The sequence below is a fragment of the Pseudomonas sp. P4_C3 genome, assembly GCF_056402075.1.
Window position 1 is genome coordinate 1 of the sequence record NZ_JBFUIC010000004.1, and the last position, 20,275, is coordinate 20,275.

The window sequence follows — 20,275 nt, forward strand, 5'->3', positions numbered from 1 at the left end:
GGTTCTCCTGGCGCAACCGGGCCAGCAGCGGGCTTTCGCGTTCGCCATCGGCAGTTTGCAATTGTTTGTTCAGATCTTCCCGTTGCCGTTCGCTTTCTTTCAAGCGTTGCTGCAACTCGGTGATCTGGCTGCCGGCGCTCAAGGAAAGCGGCGTGGAATTACCGCCCTCGACACTTTCCTCACCGTGGGCAGGCGCCCCGATCGACAACGTGACCAACATCAGACACAACGGACCCTTGCGCATCGCGACTCCTGATTCCAATACGAGTATTGGGCAAGTTGTCGGCCGGCAAGCGAGAATAATGAGCGATTGAGAACGCGATGTACCGACAAGGTTCATCGCGTGGGGCAATTGCGAGAAGAAAGTTACGGCAGGACTTGCTTGAACGGCTTGACCAGAACGTTGGCGTAGACGCCTGCGGCGATGTACGGATCAGCGTCGGCCCAGGCCTGGGCGGCGCTCAGGGAATCGAATTCGGCGACGATCAGGCTGCCAGTGAATCCCGCCGCGCCCGGATCATTGCTGTCGACGGCCGGGTGTGGGCCGGCCAATACGATGCGACCTTCGCCCTTGAGCACTTGCAGGCGATCGAGGTGCGCAGGCCGTGCGGCCAGGCGGGCTTCCAGGGAGTTGGCGACGTCTGTGGCAATGATTGCGTAAAGCATGTCAGTCCTCGGTTTTTGGCGTAGTGGTATCGGCATCGTGCAGATGGCGGGACAGGTAGATGCCCTGACCGACCAGGAACAGCAAAGTCATGCCCAGGCTGCCGAAGACCTTGAAGTCGACCCAGTAGCTCTGGAAGGTGAACGCGACAAACAGGTTGGCGGCACCGCAAAACAGGAAGAAGACGATCCAGGCGATGTTCAGGCGCGTCCAGACCGGCTCCGGCAAGGTCAGCGCGTGGCCCATGATGCGCTTGATCAGCAGGCTGTCACCGACGAAGTGGCTGCCGATGAACGCCAGGGCGAACAGCCAGTTGACCACCGGGGCTTTCCACTTCAGGAACGTCTCGCTGTGGAACGCCAGGGTCAGGCTGCCGAAGACCAGGCAGGCGATCAGGGTCAGCCACTGGCTCTTCTCCAGCTTGCGCTGCTTGATGAACAGCGTGCCGTAGACCACCAGGGAACTGACGATCAGCATCGCGGTGGCGCTGTAAATACCGCCTACAGTGAGCTCATGGCCGGCGATGTCGACGACCCGTGGATCGATCTTGAAGACGATGAAAAACAGCAGGAGCGGGATGAAATCGATGAATTGTTTCACAGTGGCAGCCAGAAGCAGGATGTGGCGGCATAATAACAAACATATGGGCGCGCGATAGCGCCAGCTGATTTGAGGTTACAAAGCCCTGTGAATGTTGATTTGCACTGCCATAGCACGGCCTCCGATGGCGCCCTGGCGCCTGCGGTTCTGGTGGCGCGGGCGTTCGAGAAAGGCGTGCGAGTCCTGGCCCTGACCGATCACGACACCCTTGAAGGCCTTGACGAGGCCCGCCACGCGGCCACCGCGCTGGGGATGCAACTGGTCAACGGCGTCGAATTGTCCTGCACCTGGGGTGGCGCGACCATTCATGTCCTGGGCTACGGTTTTGACGTGAACGCCGCGCCGTTGGTCGAGGCCATCGCCAGATTGCATGATGGCCGCTGGCTACGCTCCGAGGAAATCAGCCGCAAACTGGCGCTCAAAGGCATGCCGGGGGCGCTGGAGGGCGCCCGCAAGATCCAGCAGGAGCTGGGCGACAGCGGCAATGCGCCGGCCCGCCCGCATTTCGCCGACTGGATGGTGCGTGAGGGTTTCGTCAAGGACCGCGCCGAGGCGTTCCGCAAATGGCTGGGCGCCGGCAAGCTGGGCGACGTCAAGCAACACTGGCCGACCCTGGAAGAAACCGTCGAAACCCTGCGCGCAGCCAAAGCCTGGGTCAGCCTGGCACACCCCTGGCACTACGAATTCACCCGAAGCAAGCGTCGTCGCCTGATTGCCGACTATATTCAAGCAGGGGGCCACGCCATCGAAGTGGTCAATGGTTACCAGCCTGCCGAGCAAGTGGGCAGCCTGGCCATTCTGGCCCGCGAGTTCGGTCTGCTGGTCAGCGCCGGCAGTGATTTTCATGGCCCTGGAGGGTGGTCGGAGATCGGTGAATACCGGCCACTCCCGGAGGATCTGCCACCACTATGGTGTCGATTCAAACATGACCCAGTTATTGCCGCCGTCTGAACAGGTAGAGAATGTGAGTCAATTTTTCCAGATTCATCCGGAAAACCCGCAAGCGCGCCTGATCAAACAGGCAGTCGAGATCATCCGCAAGGGCGGGGTGGTGATTTATCCCACGGACTCTTCCTACGCCATTGGTTGCCAGATCGGCGACAAGGTGGCCGTGGAGCGCGTTCGGCGCCTGCGACAGCTGGATGAAAAACACAACTTCGCGCTGATCTGCAGCGACCTGTCGCAACTGGGCCTGTTCGCCAAGATCGACACCGGCACATTCCGTATTCTCAAGGCCCATCTGCCGGGACCGTATACCTTCATTCTCAACGCCACCCGCGAAGTACCGCGGCTGTTGTTGCACCCGAAGAAACGTACGATCGGCCTGCGTGTGCCGAGCCACCCGATTGCCCTGGCGCTGCTGGCTGAACTGGGCGAACCGTTGATGAGCGTGACCCTGATCATGCCTGGCGATGAAGATCCGTTGAGCGACCCACACGAAATGCGCCAACTGCTCGAACACCAGGTTGATCTGATCATCGACGGCGGTTTCGGCGGGATCAAGGCGTCCACCGTGATCAGCCTCGCCGACGGCGAGCCGGAAGTCATTCGCGTTGGTTGCGGCGACCCTGCGCCGTTCATGGTCGAGGCCTAGATGTCCGCAGTAGAACCCGTCGACAGTCAGGCCGGAGCCCAGCAGGAACTGCCCTTCGCCATGGTCTATGGCCAGGCGGTCATGGAAATGCCGCTGGACCTGTACATCCCGCCGGATGCCCTCGAGGTCTTCCTCGAAGCCTTCGAAGGGCCCCTCGACCTGCTGCTGTACCTGATCCGCAAACAGAACATCAACATCCTCGACATCCCGGTGGCGGAAATCACTCGCCAGTACATGGGCTACGTCGAGTTGATGCAGTCGGTGCGCCTGGAGCTGGCCGCCGAGTACTTGGTGATGGCTGCGATGCTGGCCGAAATCAAGTCGCGGATGTTGTTGCCACGGGCCGAAACCGTTGAAGACGAAGAGGAAGACCCGCGCGCCGAACTGATCCGCCGCTTGCAGGAATATGAACGCTTCAAGGCTGCCGCCGAAGGCATCGATGGCCTGAGCCGCGTCGGTCGTGATGTGGTGGTGCCCAGGCTTGACGCCCCAGAGGCCCGGGCGCGCAAGCTGCTACCAGACGTGCGTCTGTCCGAGTTGCTGCTGTCGATGGCCGAGGTGTTGCGCCGTGGCGACATGTTCGAAAGCCATCAGGTCAGCCGCGAGGCGCTGTCGACCCGCGAACGCATGAGCGATGTGCTGGAACGGCTCAAGGGCGGCGGTTTCGTGCCGTTCGTCGAGCTGTTCACCGCTGAAGAAGGGCGCCTGGGGGTGGTGGTGACCTTTATGGCGATCCTTGAATTGGTCAAGGAATCCCTGGTCGAGCTGGTGCAGAATGAGCCATTTGCCGCGATCCACGTGCGAGCGCGAGCCGAATAACGAGTCGAAACATGAACCTGACTGAACCCCGTGATCTGGCACCCTTGCTCGAAGCCTTTCTGTTGGCTTCGGGAAAACCGCAATCTCTGGAAAGCCTGTTCGAACTCTTCGAAGAAGGCGAGCGCCCGGAGCCGCCGGTGTTCAAGAAGGCCCTGACGATTCTGGCCAAGTCCTGCGATGGCCGCGCGTTTGAACTGAAGGAAGTGGCCTCGGGTTATCGCCTGCAAATTCGCGAGAAATTTGCGCCTTGGGTCGGGCGTCTGTGGGAAGAGCGCCCGCAGCGTTACTCCCGTGCCATGTTGGAAACCATGGCCCTGATCGCCTATCGCCAGCCGATTACCCGTGGCGAAATCGAAGACGTGCGGGGCGTGGCGGTCAACAGCAACATCGTCAAGACGCTGATGGAGCGCGAGTGGATCCGCATCGTCGGCTACCGCGACGTGCCCGGCAAACCGGCGATGTTCGCCACCACCAAGGCGTTCCTCGATCACTTCAACCTGAAAAACCTCGACGACCTGCCGCCGCTGGCGGAACTGCGCGAGCTGGAACCGGATCCGGTGCTCGATTTCGATGACGCGCCCGTACCTGCCGGTCTGCAAGCGTTGGCCGACGCCAGCGCCGAGCCGGAAGAGCCCAAGGAAGAAACCAGTTTCCACACGCTGTTGCTGGAACTGGACAGCATGGAGGAGGGGCTCAAGACCGACTTCGACGACTTGCTGCGTGATGGGGCGTCGCCTGAGTTCGATCCGCAACAGTCGGATATCGAACCAGAAGTCGAAGCGGCGCAGCCCGAGCCGGAAGGCGAGCCTCAGTCGGACATTGAACCAGAGCAAGAAGACGACATTCTCGGCGTTGCCGAAGCCCGGGAAAAACTCCTGGCCGCCGTTGCCGCCCTCGAACAGCCGAAGCCCGAGCCCGAACTGTCAGATGAGGAAGCCGAAGCCCGCGCCCTGGCCGAAGCCATCGAAGCGGAACGCCGCGAACTTGAAGATTGACACGGACCCTGTGGGAGCGAGCTTGCTCCGGGCGGCGATCCGACGATGACGGCAGAACATTCAACATCAAGGTGACTGATCCATTGCTATCGCGAGCAAGCTCGCTCCCACAGGGAGCTGTGTTTGCTGGGCAGCTGCGCCACCGGCCGGCGGAAAAACAAATAACCTTGCATTGATCAGCTAGTCTCTGATGCGCAAACGCCCTCATGCGCGTATGATTCGCGACCCTTCGGCGATCCCTTCGCCCAAGTACCCAGTTTTCAGACCACACCGGGAGGTGCCCAGATGAGTATCAAAGACCAGCAAGACGACCAGCCAATCGGCCCAGCAGGCGAAAAACTGCAGAAAGTCCTCGCCCGTATCGGCGTCGGCTCGCGCCGTGACGTGGAAGCCTGGATCAGCCACGGCCGCATCAAGGTCAACGGCAAAGACGCCACCCTTGGCCAGCGCGTCGACATGCATGACGCCATCACCATCGATGGCAAGGTGATCAAGCGCGAAGAGGCCGCCGAATCGGTGCGCCGCGTGATCATGTACAACAAGCCCGACGGCGAGATCTGCACCCGTGTCGATCCGGAAGGCCGTCCGACCGTGTTCGACAAGATGCCGCGCCCTAAAGAGGGTCGCTGGATCAACATCGGTCGTCTGGACATCAACACCACCGGTCTGCTGATGTTCACCACTGACGGTGAACTGGCCAACCGTCTGATGCACCCGTCCTACGAGATGGACCGCGAGTACGCCGTGCGTGTACGCGGTGAAGTCGACGACGAGATGATCGAGCGTCTGAAGGCTGGCGTTGTCCTTGAAGATGGCCCGGCCAAGTTCACCGACATCAAGCAGGCGCCAGGCGGTGAAGGTTTCAACCACTGGTACCACTGCGTGGTGATGGAAGGTCGTAACCGTGAAGTGCGTCGCCTGTGGGAATCCCAGGGCCTGGTGGTCAGCCGTCTGAAGCGCGTGCGTTTCGGCCCGGTGTTCCTCAACTCCGACCTGCCGATGGGCCGCTGGCGTGAAATGAGCCAGTACGAAGTCGACATTCTGAGTGCCGAGGTCGGCCTGACACCGGTCGCGATGCCGCAGATGAACGCCAAGAGCAAGGACAAGCTTGACCGGATGCAGCGCAAATCCTCGCGTCCGATGGCCAAGACCGAGCGCGTGCGTACCCTGCGTCCGGCCGCTGGCGCAGCCGCCGCACCTGCCGCGCCACGTGCCAGCCGCGAGCCGCAGATCGAAGGCGAGCGTCCAGGGCGCAAGCCTGCTGCGCGTCAGGACGGCGAACGCGGTCCACGCACGCCACGTCCGGCCAACGGCCGTACGGAGCGTGGCGAAGGTCGTGGTACGCCGGTAGCCGATCGTCCGGCCGACACCAAGCGCCCGGCCAAGCCTGCGCCGAAGCGTCCGGGGATCAAGCTGGTCGATGGTGACACGCCATCGGGCAAGCGCCGTGGCGCACCGGCCGGTTCCGGCCAGCGTCCGGGCTTTGGGCGTCGCAAGCCGGAATAATCGGCTGAGCGCTTCATAAAAAAACGCCAACCTTCGGGTTGGCGTTTTTTTTGGCCTGGCTTTGTGTCTGTGTCGTTTTTGAGGCCGCCTTCGCGGGCAAGCCAGTCGCCGCACCGGGATGTCCGAAGTGGAAAGCCAAAATTACATGCTGTAAAGAAATCATGACGAAATCAACAGATTAACCCCATGAAATCGCCCCTCCTCGAATGTTGTAAGAAAATTCTTACGCGTCATTACCTTGCATCCTTCTCTCAACGCTCTAGCCCGCTTGTTTCATCGCGCCATGCAGGGTGTTATGCGCGCCATGCCTGTCGTGCAGGTGCATAACAAAAAGGAGGCGCAATGAACGCCGTATACCATCTCCATCTCTCTGCGAGAGGCGGTTTTCCTGCCTTTCCCGTCGATGATCCGCAAGGATCTGACCCATTTTTTGCAGCCGCCCGAGCTCCTCGGGGCGGACACAGGCAATCCCGGCCATAGACACGCTTGTCCAGCGGGTCTGGCAGCAGGGGGTTACGGGTGTACAATGCGCCGCGTTTTACCTGTGACCTCCTGCGCATCTGCGCAAACCTCAAGGCTATCCGCCTTGTTCACTCCGTCGCGTCACGAGCGTGTCGGGTTCGATTTCGTCACAGATAAAAACAAACAGGTGACGCATGACCGTTGTAATTACGCTGAACTCCTGGTGCCTGCGCTGGGGTTTGATCGGTGCCGCTTAACGCCTTTCCTGAGCAGCAACGTCTACTGAACATCATCAAACCTTGCGTGAGACCCTTTTCATGAGTGGACAAAACCCGCAATCAGGCGAGCTGAAACGCGGCCTGAAAAATCGCCACATTCAATTGATCGCCCTCGGTGGCGCGATCGGTACCGGTTTGTTCCTCGGCTCGGCCGGGGTACTGAAGTCCGCCGGCCCGTCGATGATCCTCGGCTATGCCATCTGCGGCTTCATCGCCTTCATGATCATGCGCCAACTGGGCGAAATGATCGTCGAAGATCCAGTGGCCGGTTCCTTCAGCCACTTCGCGCACAAATACTGGGGCGGCTTTGCTGGCTTCCTGTCGGGCTGGAACTGCTGGATTCTGTACATTCTGGTGGGCATGTCCGAGCTGACGGCCGTCGGCAAGTACATCCACTACTGGGCGCCGGACATCCCGACCTGGGTCTCTGCAGCTGCCTTCTTCGTACTGATCAACGCGATCAACCTGGCCAACGTCAAAGTGTTCGGCGAGGCCGAGTTCTGGTTCGCGATCATCAAGGTCGTGGCGATCGTCGGCATGATCGCCCTGGGCAGTTACCTGCTGGTCAGCGGCAATGGCGGCCCGCAAGCGGCGGTCAGCAACCTGTGGTCCCACGGTGGCTTCTTCCCGAACGGCGTCAGCGGTCTGGTGATGGCCATGGCGTTTATCATGTTTTCCTTCGGTGGTCTGGAAATGCTCGGTTTCACCGCAGCTGAAGCCGACAAGCCGAAAACCGTGATCCCGAAAGCCATCAACCAGGTGATCTACCGGATCCTGATTTTCTACATCGGTGCCCTGATCATCCTGCTGTCGTTGACTCCATGGGACAGCTTGCTGACCACCCTGAACGCCTCCGGTGACTCCTACAGCGGCAGCCCGTTCGTGCAAGTGTTCTCGATGCTGGGCAGCAACACCGCTGCGCACATCCTCAACTTCGTGGTTCTGACCGCTGCCTTGTCGGTGTACAACAGCGGCACCTACTGCAACAGCCGCATGCTGCTGGGCATGGCTGAGCAGGGCGACGCGCCGAAGGGCCTGGCGAAGATCGACAAGCGTGGCGTGCCAGTGCGTTCGATCCTGGCCTCGGCCGCCGTGACCCTGATCGCGGTACTGCTGAACTACCTGATCCCGCAAAACGCGCTGGAACTGCTGATGTCGCTGGTGGTGGCCACCCTGGTGATCAACTGGGCGATGATCAGCTACTCGCACTTCAAGTTCCGCCAGCACATGAACAAGACCAAACAGACGCCGCTGTTCAAGGCCTTGTGGTACCCATACGGGAACTACGTCTGCCTGGCGTTCGTGGTGTTCATCCTTGGCGTGATGCTGTTGATTCCGGGGATTCAGACATCGGTGTATGCGATTCCGGTGTGGCTGGTGTTCATGTGGGTCTGCTACTGCATCAAGAACAAGCGCAGTGCTCAGCGTGCCTTGCAGGCCGCAGTGGAGTAACTCCGCGCAGAAACGACAAACCCGGCCAAGTGCCGGGTTTGTCGTTTCTGCACGTACACATTTCCCTGTGGGAGCGAGCTTGCTCGCGATTAGGCCGTGTCAGTCGACATCATCGCTGCCTGACACACCGCTATCGCGAGCAAGCTCGCTCCCACAAGGGATTTGTGGCGTGCTGAAGATCTGATCGCGGTATCCTGCACGCTCTGAATACGGACGCTTTTCCATGCTGGTGATTTCCAACAACGTGCACCTGCCGGATGCCGAGATCGAGTTGACGGCCATTCGCGCCCAGGGGGCCGGTGGGCAGAACGTCAACAAGGTTTCCAGTGCCGTGCACCTGCGCTTCGACATTCCGGCGTCGTCCTTGCCCGAGTTCTACAAGGAGCGGCTGCTGGCGCTGCGCGACAGTCGCATCACCAGCGACGGTGTGTTGATCATCAAGGCCCAGCAGTACCGGACGCAGGAGCAGAACCGTGCCGATGCGCTGGAACGTTTGATAGAGCTGATCCAGAGTGCCACCAAGGTCGAAAAGAAACGCCGCCCGACCAAGCCGACGCTCGGCTCAAAAACCCGTCGGCTCGAATCCAAATCCAAGCGAGGCAACATCAAGGCCGGGCGCGGCAAGGTCGATTTCTAACGCACGTCTCGCGTTTCGCGTTGCTTCGGCGCCTGCCGGTACAGGTAGACGCTGAGCGCAAGACCGCTGAGCGCGGCGAGTGCGGCGAACAGGAAGATCGAAGCAAAGCCGAATCCCGCCGCAATCGCACCGGCCAATGGCCCGGTGATCCCCAGCGACAAATCGATGAATAGCGAATAAGCACCCACCGCCGCACCACGGCTGGAGGCGGGCACCAGATTGACCGCTTCCACGCCCAGCGCCGGAAACACCAGCGAAAAACCGAACCCGCTCAGCGCCGCGCCCGCCAGTGCCCAATGAGCGTCGGGTGCCAGCCACAGCAGCAACAGGCCCAGGGTCTCCACCGACAGGCAGGCAATCGCCACGCGAAAGCCACCGAGACGGTTGATCAGGTTGCCGAACAGCAAGCGCGCGCCGATGAAGCTGGCGCCGAACAGGCTCAGGCACAGCACCGCGTTGTCCCAGTGTTGCGTGGCGTAATACAGAGTGATGAAGGTGGCGATGGTGCCGAAACCAATGGAACCCAAGGCCAGGCCACAGCCGTGGGGGAAGACCCGCCCGAGCACATGCATGAACGGCAGGCGCTCACCGGCAACGATTGGTGCGGCGGTTTTCGGCCAGGCCAGCAGCAGGCCGAGCACGGCCAGCAACACAATGCTCACGCCCATGCTCCACAAGCCCAGTCGATGGACGAGCAACACCCCCAAGGGCGCGCCGACAGCCAGTGCACCATAGCTGGCGATACCGTTCCATGAGATGACTTTGGCCGTGTTCGCCGCGCCGACGCGGCCGATGCCCCAGCCAATCGAGCCCGAGCCCACCAGGCTTTCCGCGCTGCCGAGCACCAGACGGCCGATCAACAGGCTGAACAGGCTCAAGGCCGGCAGGTTCTGGGTCCAGGCCGAGACCAGCATGAACACACCGCTCAAGCCGCAACCGGCCAGGCCATACATCACAGCCAGCTTGCTGCCCTTGTTGTCGATGATCTTCCCGGCATAGGGSCGGCTGAGCAGGGTGGCCAGGTATTGCACGCTGATCACCAGGCCSGCGATCACCGCGCCRAAGCCCAGSTCGCTGTGSACGTAGCCGGGCAATACGGCCAAGGGAATGCCGATGTTCAGGTAGCCGATAAAGGTAAACAGGACGATGGAAACAACTTGCAGCGTGACCGCCAGGGGGCGCTGGTTTTCAGGCATGGGTAAAGGTCCACGGTAAAGCAGGATAGATAGGCTGCTTATGATAGCGGTGTGGACAGTCGCAGGTTGTGAAAAAGTAAAACTATTTGCCGGGCGCTGTCATTCAGGTTTGACGGGAGCGACCAGCTGCGTGGTGACCAGGGCGGCCAGCGCATTTTCCTGGGTGCCGAAGCGGGCGAGCAAGGCGGTTTGTTTCTCGGGAGAGAGGCGATTCCAGATCTCGATCATTTTCTCGGCGGTGCCGATCAGGACGCTGGCCTGCGCTTCGCTGAATTCATCGGTCATGGGTAAAGGCTCTTTCAGGCAGTGTGGAAAGCGCATGTTAGCGCTTTCCACACGGTCTGTACGGCGGGTGTTTCAGTCTTCTCTGTCAGCCTGGCGGCTGTCAGTGGCTTCTTTCGGCTCGGGCTGTTGGGCTCCGGCTTGCTGCGTGGTCGTCTGCTCAGGTTCGTGCAGGCTTGGGAAGGGGAGATTAGGAATCTCGTGCATAGTCGCGCTCCTCGCTAAGTCTGTTGATAGATCTGGTAGATCCGCGCTTTTAAAAAGCTTGGGCAGGATACAGCACTGAAAATGACAAACGGATTTTTATATCCATTTGTTTCGACGGGTGGGGTTGTCTAGACATGACTGGAGGAGCGACACAAAACAAATGTGGGAGCAAGCTCGCTCCCACAGGGGATTTGCTGAGTTTGGGGGGTTACTCGCAGACTTTGGCAATCGCCTCGGCCAGCAAATCCAAACGCGTAGCATCAATACCTGCGACGTTAGCCCGTCCCGAACTGACCATATACACGCTGTGGTTGTCCCGCAGGTTCTTCACTTGCACAGGCGTCAAGCCGGTGTAGGAGAACATCCCGCGTTGCACGCCAATGTGCGCGAAGCGCTCGCGCAAACCGTGAGGCTCCAGCGCTTCCACCAGACCGCTGCGCAGTTGGGCGATACGCAGGCGCATGGCTTCCACTTCGTCAGCCCAGAGGTTTTTCAGCTCCGGATCAGCGAGGATGGTCGCGACCACGGCCGCCCCGTGATCCGGCGGCGTCGACCACAGGTTGCGGGCAATGTTGGCCAGTTGGCTGCGAATGTCGGTGAGCTTGTCGGCGGTTTTCGCGCAGACAATCAGTGCGCCGGTGCGGTCGCGGTACAGGCCGAAGTTCTTCGAGCAAGAGCTGGTGATCAGCAGTTCCGGCAACTCGGCGGCGAACAGCCGGGTCGACCAGGCATCCTGCTCCAGGCCATCGCCGAATCCTTGATACGCGAAGTCGATCAATGGCAGCAGTTCGCGCTTGCGTACCACCTCCAGTACCCTCTGCCAGTCATCCTGGGACAGGTCGAAACCGGTCGGGTTATGGCAGCAGGCGTGCAGCAAGACCACGTCACCCTTGGGCGCTTCATTGAGCGCCGCCAGCATGCCATCGACGTCGAGCCGGTTGTCACTGCCCACGTACGGGTAGTGGCTGACCTTGACCTTGGCTGCCGCAAAAATCGTTTCGTGGATCGGCCAGGTCGGGTTGCTCAACCACACGCCGCGGCCCGGCAGGCATTGGGCGATAAAGTCCGCGCTCAGGCGCAAAGCCCCGGTGCCGCCCGGAGTCTGGGTGGCGCCGGCGCGTTGTGCGCTGATCAGCTTCGAGTCGGCGCCCAGCACCAGCTCATTGATCGCTTTGCCGAACGCCGGCTCGCCGTGACCGCCGATGTAGGTCTTGGTGGACTGACTGTCCACCAGACGTTGCTCGGCAAGCTTCACCGACTGGAGAATCGGCGTCAGGCCCTGGGCGTCTTTGTAGACGCCCACACCCAAATCGAACTTGCGCGGGTTCGGGTCCTGCGCGTAGGCCTCCATCAGGCCGAGGATCGGGTCGCCAGGTACTCGACCGATGGCGTCGAAATGCATTATTTGCGGCCCTCGGCGTCCTTCGCCACTTCGTCAGTGCGCGCGGCCATGATGAAGTCGTTGCGGTGCAGCCCCTTGATCGAGTGGCTCCACCAGGTAACGGTGACTTTGCCCCACTCGGTCAGCAGGCCCGGGTGATGGCCTTCGGCCTCGGAGATTTCACCGACGGCGTTGGTGAACGCCAGGGCGTGCTTGAAGTTCTTGAACAGGAAGACCTTTTCCAGCTGCATGATGCTGTCACGTACTTCGATGTTCCAGTCCGGGATCTGCTTGATCAGGATCGGCAGTTCTTCGTCGCTGACTTGTGGGGCGTCGGCGCGGCAGGCTTCGCAATGGGCTTGAGTTAATGCGGTCATGATGTGTTCCTGAAATCGAATGTTGGGAAATCGGCCCTCAGTGCTACCACGCTAATCCAAAGCGATGGTTTCTGACAGGCTCACTTGATTCTAAAAGCGGCGGATCACGCGGCTTTTGGTTTTGGCGGAAATTTCGGTGTGTGCAGACCCATCTGCATCGCTTGCTTGACCATGCCCATGATGTCTTCGTGAGCGAGGTCGAACAGACGCTTGAGATTTGGCAACGCGAAGTACAGTGGCTGCAAGATATCGATGCGGTAGGGCGTGCGCATGCATTCCAGCGGATCGAACGCCTGATGCTCAGGCTCGTCCGACAGGCAATACACGGTCTCTTTCGGAGAAGACAGAATGCCGCCGCCGTAGATGCGTTGGCCTTGCGGAGTGTCGACCAGGCCGAACTCGATGGTCATCCAGTACAGGCGCGCCAGGTACACACGTTCCTCCTTGGACGCCTTGAGGCCGAGTTTGCCGTAGGTGTGGGTGAATTCGGCGAACCACGGGTTGGTCAGCAGCGGGCAGTGACCGAAGATCTCGTGGAAAATGTCCGGCTCTTGCAGGTAGTCCAGTTCTTCGCGGGTACGAATGAAGGTCGCCACCGGAAACTGCTTGCTGGCCAGCAATTCGAAAAAGGTCTGGAAGGGAATCAGTGCGGGAACCCGGGCAACTTGCCAGCCGGTGGTTTCACCGAGGACCTTGTTGATTTCGCCGAGTTGAGGAATGCGGTCGTGGGGCAGACCGAGTTTTTCGATACCGTCCAGGTACTCCTGGCACGCACGCCCTTCGATCACTTTCAGTTGGCGAGTGATCAGCGTGTTCCACACCGCGTGTTCTTCGGCGGGGTAGTCGATAAAACCTTGCGCATCGGGCTCGCGAGCCACGTATTGCGTCTGCTTCATGCTGCTCTCCTGCTAGGGGATTTCGTTCTTGTTATGTACTGCTATGGACCTAGAAATACTCCAAGGATTGCACTGTTGCAGCAGGTGCTCGGCGTCAAGCGTAGGAAAATTCCTCGATAATCGTAAAGCTTTCGTTACGTATTGAGCGTCGGTGCGCAAATGTTGAGATTGGCGGGTGGGAAAAGCTCTCCACCTGTAACATAATCTTGACGACTATCTGAGCGCCTCAGCAGAAATTATCCCTGCGCACCTTACTCACCGTTTTTTCAGGCCATTCATATGCGTATCAAAGTCCACTGCCAGAACCGCATCGGCATCCTGCGCGACATTCTCAATCTGCTGGTGGAGTACGGGATCAACGTGGCCCGCGGTGAGGTGGGTGGTGAGCATGGCAACGCCATCTACCTGCATTGCCCGAACCTGATCAACATTCAGTTCCAGGCCTTGCGTCCGAAGTTCGAAGCGATTGCCGGGGTGTTTGGCGTCAAGCGTGTAGGGCTGATGCCCAGCGAGCGTCGGCACATGGAGCTCAACGCTCTGCTCGGTGCGCTGGAGTTTCCGGTGTTGTCGATCGACATGGGCGGTTCCATCGTCGCGGCCAACCGGGCGGCGGCGCAGTTGCTCGGGGTGCGGGTCGACGAGGTGCCGGGGATTCCCCTGTCGCGCTACGCCGAAGATTTCGATTTGCCGGAACTGGTGCGCGCCAACAAGTCGCGGATCAACGGGCTGCGGGTCAAGGTCAAGGGTGACGTGTTCCTGGCCGACATCGCGCCACTGCAATCGGAGCATGACGACAGCGAAGCCATGGCCGGTGCGGTGCTGACGTTGCATCGAGCGGACCGGGTGGGCGAGCGCATCTACAACGTGCGCAAGCAGGAATTGCGTGGCTTCGACAGCATCTTCCAAAGCTCGAAAGTCATGGCTGCCGTAGTGCGCGAAGCGCGGCGCATGGCGCCACTCGATGCACCGCTATTGATAGAAGGCGAAACCGGCACCGGCAAAGAATTGTTGGCGCGGGCCTGCCATCTGGCCAGTCCTCGTGGGCAGTCGCCATTGATGGCGCTCAACTGCGCCGGCCTGCCCGAGTCCATGGCCGAGACGGAATTGTTCGGTTACGGCCCCGGTGCCTTCGAAGGGGCGCGGGCAGAAGGCAAGCTCGGGCTGCTGGAGCTGACGGCGGGCGGTACGCTGTTTCTCGATGGCGTYGGGGAAATGAGCCCGCGCTTGCAGGTGAAGTTGCTGCGCTTCCTGCAGGACGGTTGCTTCCGTCGTGTAGGCAGTGATGAAGAGGTCTACCTTGACGTGCGAGTGATCTGCGCGACCCAGGTCGACCTGTCCGAACTGTGCGCTCGCGGTGAGTTCCGCCAGGATCTCTATCACCGCTTGAATGTGTTGTCGCTGCACATCCCGCCGCTGCGCGAATGCCTCGACGGCTTGACGCCGCTGGTGGAGCACTTCCTCGATCAGGCCAGTCGGCAGATCGGTTGCCCGCTGCCGAAACTGGCCCCGGCGGCCATGGAGCGGCTCAGTCACTACCATTGGCCGGGTAACGTGCGGCAACTGGAGAACGTGCTGTTCCAGGCGGTTTCCCTGTGCGACGGCGGCACGGTCAAGGCCGAGCACATTCGTTTGCCGGACTATGGTGTGCGCCAACCCCTTGGCGATTTTTCGCTGGAGGGTGGGTTGGACGAGATCGTCGGGCGTTTCGAGAAGGCGGTGCTGGAGCGGCTGTATTCCGAGCATCCGAGCAGCCGGCAGCTGGGCAAGCGGTTGGGGGTTTCGCATACCACCATTGCCAACAAGTTGCGTGAATATGAGGTGGGCAAGACTGAGTCATAGCTGAGGCCTGCTGCGTTTGTGCTGGCCTCATCGCGAGCAAGCTCGCTCCCACAGTGGTTCATCGGCGGACACACAATCTGTGATCACCAGTGACCCTGTGGGAGCGAGCTTGCTCGCGATGGCGGTTGTGGCCGTTGCCCACGGTCACACCTTGCCACCCACTGGCATGACACCGCCGGTTTTTCGTCTCTGATACAAATCACAAATCCCCTCTGAATCCCCAAAGTCCCCTGTTTGCCGGGCCTGGCGCCGCCAAAAACAAGTTGGTCTGCAAATTGCTTATGGCTCAGCAGTACAGCAGTGGGCGGCAAACGTCCGGCAGGCAGAGGAAAGAGTGTGGACAAGTACCTTTATGTGGCAATGACCGGCGCCAGCCAGAATGCACTGGCGCAAAAGGCGCATGCCAACAACCTCGCGAACATCTCCACCAACGGCTTCCAGAAAGACCTGGAGCAAGCTCGTTCAATGCCGGTGTTCGGTGACAGCTTTCCGGCGCGTGCGTTTGCCATGTCCGAACGCCCGGCCACCGATTTCTCCCCCGGCTCACTGGTGGAAACCGGTCGCGACCTTGACGTTGCCGTGCAAGGCAGCGGCTGGATTGCCGTACAGAATCCCGATGGTGCTGAAAGCTACGTGCGCACCGGCAGCCTGAACGTTGACGCCCTGGGCGTGTTGCGTGCCGGTAATGGCATGCCGGTCATGGGCAATGGCGGGCCGATTGCCGTGCCGCCGGAGCAGCAGATCGAAGTCGGCGAGGACGGCACCATCAGCATCCGCGCAATGGGCGAAGGTCCCCGGGTGATGGCTGAAGTCGACCGCATCAAGCTGGTCAATCCGGACCTCAAGAACATGACCAAAGGCCTGGATGGTTCGATCCACACCAAGGACGGCGCGCCTGCGCAGGCCGATGCCGGCGTCAAGCTGGTGTCCGGGTTCCTCGAGTCGAGCAACGTCAATGCCGTGGAAGAGATGACCTCGGTACTGGCCTTGTCCAAGCAATTCGAGCTGCACATCAAGATGATGAACACCGCCAAAGACGATGACCAGGCCATGGCTCGGGTCTTGCAGATCAGCTAATTACCAGAACGTCGCGCCGTAAAACAGGCGCACGAGGAGAATCGAATGCTTCCGGCTCTATGGGTTGCCAAAACAGGCCTGTCCGCCCAGGACACCAACCTGACCACCATTTCCAACAACCTGGCCAACGTGTCGACCACGGGTTTCAAGCGTGACCGCGCCGAGTTCCAGGACCTGCTCTACCAGATCAAGCGTCAGCCAGGCGCCCAGTCGACCCAGGACAGCGAACTGCCGTCGGGTCTGCAACTGGGTACCGGTGTGCGTATCGTCGGCACCCAGAAAAACTTCACCGCCGGCAGTCTGCAAACCACCGAACAGCCACTGGACATGGCCATCGACGGTCGCGGTTTTTTCCAGATCCTGCAACCGGACGGCACCACGTCCTACACCCGTGACGGGACCTTCCACCTGGACTCCAACGGCCAGATCGTCAACGCCAGCGGCTTTGCCCTCGAACCGGCCATTGTCATTCCGAACGACGCGCAAACCTTCACGGTCGGTCGCGACGGCACAGTGTCCATCACCGTTGCCGGCAACCCGGCTGCCCAGGTGATCGGCAACCTGCAAACCGCCGACTTCATCAACCCGGCCGGCCTGCAGGCAGTGGGCAACAACCTGTTCCTGGAAACCGCCGCCAGTGGCGCGCCGCAAGTCGGCACTCCGGGCCTGAACGGTTTCGGCACCACGCTGCAGAACACCCTGGAAACGTCCAACGTCAGCACCGTTGAGGAGATGGTCAACATGATCACCACCCAACGCGCCTACGAGATGAACTCCAAGGTGATCTCCACCGCCGACCAGATGCTCTCGTTCGTAACGCAGAATCTGTAATCAAGTCTATGGGGCGGCCATGAGGCTGCCTGCAACACCGTGAGGTAGGGTCATGCATCGCTATGTATCTGTTCTGGCACTGAGTGGGATCACCGCGCTCGCAGGTTGCGTGCCTGCGACGCCCAAGCCCAATGACCCTTACTACGCTCCGGTGTTGCCGCGCACGCCCTTGCCGGCAGCGGCGAACAACGGCTCGATCTATCAGGCCGGTTTCGAACAGAACCTCTACAGCGACCGCAAGGCGTTCCGGATCGGTGACATCATCACCATCACCCTGAACGAAAGGACCCAGGCCAGCAAAAACGCCAACTCGCAAATTGGCAAGAACAGCAAGGCCAGCATCGGCCTGACCTCGCTGTTCGGCTCCACCCCCAACACCAACAATCCGTTCGGCAGTGGTGACCTGAGTCTGGACGCCAGCTATGAAGGCGATCGCGCGACCAAGGGCGACAGCAAGGCGGCGCAGGGCAACACCCTGACCGGCTCGATCACCGTGACCGTCGCCGATGTGTTGCCCAACGGCATCATCGCGGTGCGCGGCGAGAAGTGGATGACCCTCAATACCGGCGACGAATTGGTACGGATTGCCGGCCTGGTGCGCGCCGATGACATCTCTACCGACAACACTGTGTCGTCGACCCGTGTCGCCGATGCGCGCATCACCTACTCGGGCACCGGTTCGTTTGCCGATGCGAGTCAGCCAGGCTGGTTCGACCGTTTTTTCCTCAGCCCGCTGTTCCCTTTCTAGGTGGTCAGTTTGAATCTTAAACACCTGATGGTGGCCGCCTTGATGCTGTCCGCCGCGCTCAACGCGCAGGCCGAGCGTCTGAAGGATATCGCCAGCATTTCCGGCGTGCGTTCCAACCAATTGATCGGCTACGGCCTGGTGGTCGGACTTAACGGCACCGGTGACCAGACGACGCAAACCCCGTTCACCCTGCAGACCTTCAACAACATGCTCTCGCAGTTCGGCATCAAGGTACCGCCGGGGTCGGGCAACGTGCAGTTGAAGAACGTCGCGGCGGTGTCGATCAGTGCCGATTTGCCGGCGTTCGCCAAGCCGGGTCAGCAAGTCGACATCACCGTTTCGTCCATCGGTAACTCCAAGAGCTTGCGCGGCGGTACCTTGCTGCTGACACCGCTCAAGGGTATCGACGGCAACGTCTATGCGGTGGCCCAGGGCAACCTGGTGGTCGGTGGTTTCGATGCGGAAGGGCGAGACGGTTCGAAGATCACCGTCAACGTTCCGTCGGCCGGTCGCATCCCCGGTGGCGCGTCGGTGGAGCGCGCGGTGCCGAGCGGTTTCAACCAGGGCAACAGCCTGACGTTGAACCTCAACCGTTCCGACTTCACCACCGCCAAGCGCGTCGTCGACAAGATCAACGACATGCTCGGCCCTGGTGTGGCCCAGGCCATCGACGGCGGTTCGATTCGCGTCACCGCGCCGCTCGATCCGAGCCAGCGTGTCGACTACCTGTCGATCCTGGAAAACCTCGAAATCGATCCGGGCCAAGCGGTGGCGAAAGTCATCATCAACTCCCGTACCGGCACCATCGTGATCGGCCAGAACGTCAAGGTATCCCCGGCCGCCGTGACCCACGGCAGCCTCACCGTGACCATTACCGAAGACCCGATCGTCAGCCAGCCCGGCCCTCTGTCCAATGGCACAACGGCGGTGGTGCCGCGTTCGAAAGTCAACGCCCAGCAGGAAGCCAAGCCGATGTTCAAGTTCGGCCCWGGCACCACCCTCGACGAGATCGTGCGGGCGGTGAATCAGGTCGGCGCGGCACCGGGTGACTTGATGGCCATCCTCGAAGCGCTGAAGCAGGCAGGCGCCCTGCAAGCCGACCTGATCGTGATCTGAGGACGGCCATCGTGGATATGCGCAAGAGCGGTCTGGTCAGCAGCAGCGATTCGGGCTCCTATTCGGACCTCAATCGCCTGAACCAGCTCAAGGTCGGCGACAAGAACAGCGACGGCAACATGCGCAAAGTGGCGCAGGAGTTCGAGTCGCTGTTCCTCGGGGAAATGCTCAAGTCGATGCGCTCGGCCACCGAAGCATTGGGTCAGGACAATCCGATGAACACCCCGGCGGCCAAGCAGTACCAGGAAATGTACGACCAGCAGCTGGCCGTTTCCATGTCCCGCGAGGGCGGTGGTATTGGCCTGGCGGATGTGCTGATGCGCCAGATGTCGAAGAACAAACCGATGGCGCCGGGCGAGGCAGCGGCTGCGTCGCTGGCCAAGCAAGAGGCTGCCAAGGCGGCCGTGCAAACGCCGATGGCGGCTGGCACGGTTGCGCTCAATGGGCCGTTGTCACGGGTCAACGGCCAGCGTCCGTTGTGGGCCTCGCGCTCGGTCCATGCGCAGCAAGAGGCGGGCGAGGGCGCTCATCGCAATGACATGGCGCTGATCAATCAGCGACGCCTGGCATTGCCGCCGAAGCTGGCTGATCGGTTGTTGGCCGGGCTGGTGCCTTCGGTGACGACCACGGCCACAACGCTCAACAAGACACCATTACCTGAACGCACGACGAACACGGGTGCGGGACCGTTGTACAACGGCGACTGGCTGGCGAACGCACAGCAATCCTCCGCGGGCGGCATGCAGATTTACGGTCGCGCCATGGCGCAGATTCCTCTGGCACCACCGAAGAAAGCCTTCAGTTCCGCCGACCAGTTCGTCAACACCATGTTGCCGATGGCCAAGGAAGCGGCGGACCGGATCGGTGTCGATCCACGTTATCTGGTGGCCCAGGCGGCCCTGGAAACCGGTTGGGGCAAGTCGGTCATGCGCCAGCAGGATGGCAGCAGCAGCCACAACCTGTTCGGCATCAAGGCCGGCAACAGCTGGCAGGGCAATTCGGCGCGGGCGATCACCAGCGAATTCAGAAACGGGCAGATGGTCAAGGAGACGGCCGAGTTCCGTTCCTACGACTCCTACAAGGACAGTTTCCATGACCTTGTGACTTTGCTGCAGACCAATAATCGCTATCAAGATGTCGTGAAGTCGGCCGATAACCCAGAACAGTTTGTACGCGAGTTGCAGAAGGCCGGTTACGCAACCGACCCGGACTACGCAAGCAAGATTTCGCAGATAGCCAGGCAGATGACGAGTTACCAGAACTACGCTGCGGCGGGCGTTTCCACCACGCCTTTATAGGCACAAGGTATAAGGTCTGA

20 protein-coding genes and 1 pseudogene are annotated in these 20,275 nt (G+C 60.7%); 13 read left to right on the forward strand and 8 right to left on the reverse strand.

Annotated features, from left to right (window positions below; genetic code table 11):
- The 3 genes and pseudogenes from AC1DVH_RS01680 to AC1DVH_RS01690 form a co-directional block, all read right to left on the reverse strand.
- Positions 1 to 244 (reverse strand): annotated as a pseudogene (locus AC1DVH_RS01680) (translation initiation factor 2); the annotation flags it as partial.
- Between the two features lie 122 nt (positions 245 to 366).
- Positions 367 to 666, reverse strand: coding sequence for a YciI family protein (locus AC1DVH_RS01685; protein WP_477752379.1), 300 nt, complete (start codon positions 664 to 666; stop codon positions 367 to 369).
- Position 667: 1 nt separating this feature from the next.
- On the reverse strand, positions 668 to 1,264 hold the full coding sequence (locus AC1DVH_RS01690; RefSeq protein ID WP_477752380.1) for a septation protein A: 597 nt from the start codon (positions 1,262 to 1,264) through the stop codon (positions 668 to 670).
- Positions 1,265 to 1,351: 87 nt separating this feature from the next.
- Between AC1DVH_RS01690 and AC1DVH_RS01695 the strand changes: the two genes are divergently transcribed.
- The 7 genes from AC1DVH_RS01695 to arfB all read left to right on the forward strand — a co-directional run bounded on the left by AC1DVH_RS01695 (position 1,352) and on the right by arfB (position 9,007).
- Positions 1,352 to 2,215: a PHP domain-containing protein gene (locus AC1DVH_RS01695; protein ID WP_218432616.1), complete on the forward strand. Its 864-nt coding sequence runs from the start codon at positions 1,352 to 1,354 to the stop codon at positions 2,213 to 2,215.
- 13 nt (positions 2,216 to 2,228) lie between these two features.
- The gene (locus AC1DVH_RS01700; protein ID WP_032829738.1) at positions 2,229 to 2,858 is read left to right on the forward strand and encodes an L-threonylcarbamoyladenylate synthase; all 630 of its coding nucleotides are present in this window, start codon (positions 2,229 to 2,231) and stop codon (positions 2,856 to 2,858) included.
- Positions 2,859 to 2,918: 60 nt separating this feature from the next.
- Entirely contained in the window at positions 2,919 to 3,677 is a 759-nt protein-coding gene (locus AC1DVH_RS01705) for a segregation and condensation protein A (protein WP_181456712.1), read from the forward strand.
- Positions 3,678 to 3,688: 11 nt separating this feature from the next.
- Positions 3,689 to 4,672 carry an SMC-Scp complex subunit ScpB gene (gene scpB / locus AC1DVH_RS01710; protein WP_477752381.1) on the forward strand — a complete coding sequence of 328 codons (984 nt, stop codon included), beginning with the start codon at positions 3,689 to 3,691 and terminating at the stop codon, positions 4,670 to 4,672.
- Between the two features lie 285 nt (positions 4,673 to 4,957).
- Positions 4,958 to 6,178, forward strand: coding sequence for a 23S rRNA pseudouridine(2605) synthase RluB (gene rluB, locus AC1DVH_RS01715; protein WP_477752382.1), 1,221 nt, complete (start codon positions 4,958 to 4,960; stop codon positions 6,176 to 6,178).
- Positions 6,179 to 6,957: 779 nt separating this feature from the next.
- The gene (locus AC1DVH_RS01720) at positions 6,958 to 8,370 is read left to right on the forward strand and encodes an amino acid permease (protein ID WP_477752383.1); all 1,413 of its coding nucleotides are present in this window, start codon (positions 6,958 to 6,960) and stop codon (positions 8,368 to 8,370) included.
- A 223-nt stretch (positions 8,371 to 8,593) separates the two neighbouring features.
- Positions 8,594 to 9,007, forward strand: a complete 414-nt coding sequence (gene arfB, locus AC1DVH_RS01725; RefSeq protein WP_108218603.1) for an alternative ribosome rescue aminoacyl-tRNA hydrolase ArfB — start codon at positions 8,594 to 8,596, stop codon at positions 9,005 to 9,007.
- On the opposite strand, the gene AC1DVH_RS01730 is transcribed toward arfB, so the two are convergent.
- The 5 genes from AC1DVH_RS01730 to phhA form a co-directional block, all read right to left on the reverse strand.
- The gene (locus AC1DVH_RS01730; protein WP_477752384.1) at positions 9,004 to 10,203 is read right to left on the reverse strand and encodes an MFS transporter; all 1,200 of its coding nucleotides are present in this window, start codon (positions 10,201 to 10,203) and stop codon (positions 9,004 to 9,006) included. The two genes, arfB and AC1DVH_RS01730, sit on opposite strands and share 4 nt — an antisense overlap.
- A 99-nt stretch (positions 10,204 to 10,302) precedes the next feature.
- Complete coding sequence (locus tag AC1DVH_RS01735; RefSeq protein WP_477752385.1) at positions 10,303 to 10,488, reverse strand: hypothetical protein; 186 nt, start codon at positions 10,486 to 10,488, stop codon at positions 10,303 to 10,305.
- Positions 10,489 to 10,900: 412 nt separating this feature from the next.
- The gene (locus AC1DVH_RS01740; RefSeq protein WP_477752386.1) at positions 10,901 to 12,094 is read right to left on the reverse strand and encodes an amino acid aminotransferase; all 1,194 of its coding nucleotides are present in this window, start codon (positions 12,092 to 12,094) and stop codon (positions 10,901 to 10,903) included.
- On the reverse strand, positions 12,094 to 12,450 hold the full coding sequence (locus tag AC1DVH_RS01745) for a 4a-hydroxytetrahydrobiopterin dehydratase (protein ID WP_046037728.1): 357 nt from the start codon (positions 12,448 to 12,450) through the stop codon (positions 12,094 to 12,096). Before AC1DVH_RS01745 ends, AC1DVH_RS01740 begins: the two co-directional genes overlap by 1 nt.
- Before the next feature lie 104 nt (positions 12,451 to 12,554).
- Positions 12,555 to 13,346: a phenylalanine 4-monooxygenase gene (gene phhA / locus AC1DVH_RS01750; protein WP_104449926.1), complete on the reverse strand. Its 792-nt coding sequence runs from the start codon at positions 13,344 to 13,346 to the stop codon at positions 12,555 to 12,557.
- 279 nt (positions 13,347 to 13,625) lie between these two features.
- On the opposite strand from phhA, the gene AC1DVH_RS01755 reads away from it, so the two are divergent.
- From AC1DVH_RS01755 to flgJ, 6 genes are all read left to right on the forward strand, one after another.
- The gene (locus AC1DVH_RS01755) at positions 13,626 to 15,185 is read left to right on the forward strand and encodes a sigma-54-dependent phenylalanine hydroxylase transcriptional regulator PhhR (protein WP_008021363.1); all 1,560 of its coding nucleotides are present in this window, start codon (positions 13,626 to 13,628) and stop codon (positions 15,183 to 15,185) included.
- Between the two features lie 336 nt (positions 15,186 to 15,521).
- Positions 15,522 to 16,262 carry a flagellar basal body rod protein FlgF gene (locus tag AC1DVH_RS01760; protein ID WP_477752387.1) on the forward strand — a complete coding sequence of 247 codons (741 nt, stop codon included), beginning with the start codon at positions 15,522 to 15,524 and terminating at the stop codon, positions 16,260 to 16,262.
- Between the two features lie 45 nt (positions 16,263 to 16,307).
- Complete coding sequence (gene flgG, locus AC1DVH_RS01765) at positions 16,308 to 17,093, forward strand: flagellar basal-body rod protein FlgG (protein WP_007975316.1); 786 nt, start codon at positions 16,308 to 16,310, stop codon at positions 17,091 to 17,093.
- A 52-nt stretch (positions 17,094 to 17,145) separates the two neighbouring features.
- On the forward strand, positions 17,146 to 17,841 hold the full coding sequence (gene flgH / locus AC1DVH_RS01770) for a flagellar basal body L-ring protein FlgH (protein WP_108218610.1): 696 nt from the start codon (positions 17,146 to 17,148) through the stop codon (positions 17,839 to 17,841).
- Between the two features lie 27 nt (positions 17,842 to 17,868).
- Complete coding sequence (locus tag AC1DVH_RS01775; protein ID WP_477752443.1) at positions 17,869 to 18,957, forward strand: flagellar basal body P-ring protein FlgI; 1,089 nt, start codon at positions 17,869 to 17,871, stop codon at positions 18,955 to 18,957.
- Positions 18,958 to 18,968: 11 nt separating this feature from the next.
- Positions 18,969 to 20,255 (forward strand): flagellar assembly peptidoglycan hydrolase FlgJ, encoded by a 1,287-nt coding sequence (gene flgJ, locus AC1DVH_RS01780; protein WP_477752388.1) that lies wholly within the window; start codon positions 18,969 to 18,971, stop codon positions 20,253 to 20,255.
- Positions 20,256 to 20,275: the final 20 nt, after the last annotated feature.

Bases quoted from the DNA above. Each gene is read 5' to 3' on its own strand.
- AC1DVH_RS01685 (WP_477752379.1), bottom strand. From the start codon at position 666: ATGCTTTACGCAATCATTGCCACAGACGTCGCCAACTCCCTGGAAGCC.
- AC1DVH_RS01705 (WP_181456712.1), top strand. From the start codon at position 2,919: ATGGTCTATGGCCAGGCGGTCATGGAAATGCCGCTGGACCTGTACATC.
- scpB (WP_477752381.1), top strand. From the start codon at position 3,689: ATGAACCTGACTGAACCCCGTGATCTGGCACCCTTGCTCGAAGCCTTT.
- rluB (WP_477752382.1), top strand. From the start codon at position 4,958: ATGAGTATCAAAGACCAGCAAGACGACCAGCCAATCGGCCCAGCAGGC.
- AC1DVH_RS01720 (WP_477752383.1), top strand. From the start codon at position 6,958: ATGAGTGGACAAAACCCGCAATCAGGCGAGCTGAAACGCGGCCTGAAA.
- arfB (WP_108218603.1), top strand. From the start codon at position 8,594: ATGCTGGTGATTTCCAACAACGTGCACCTGCCGGATGCCGAGATCGAG.
- AC1DVH_RS01735 (WP_477752385.1), bottom strand. From the start codon at position 10,488: ATGACCGATGAATTCAGCGAAGCGCAGGCCAGCGTCCTGATCGGCACC.
- AC1DVH_RS01740 (WP_477752386.1), bottom strand. From the start codon at position 12,094: ATGCATTTCGACGCCATCGGTCGAGTACCTGGCGACCCGATCCTCGGC.
- AC1DVH_RS01745 (WP_046037728.1), bottom strand. From the start codon at position 12,450: ATGACCGCATTAACTCAAGCCCATTGCGAAGCCTGCCGCGCCGACGCC.
- phhA (WP_104449926.1), bottom strand. From the start codon at position 13,346: ATGAAGCAGACGCAATACGTGGCTCGCGAGCCCGATGCGCAAGGTTTT.
- flgG (WP_007975316.1), top strand. From the start codon at position 16,308: ATGCTTCCGGCTCTATGGGTTGCCAAAACAGGCCTGTCCGCCCAGGAC.
- flgH (WP_108218610.1), top strand. From the start codon at position 17,146: ATGCATCGCTATGTATCTGTTCTGGCACTGAGTGGGATCACCGCGCTC.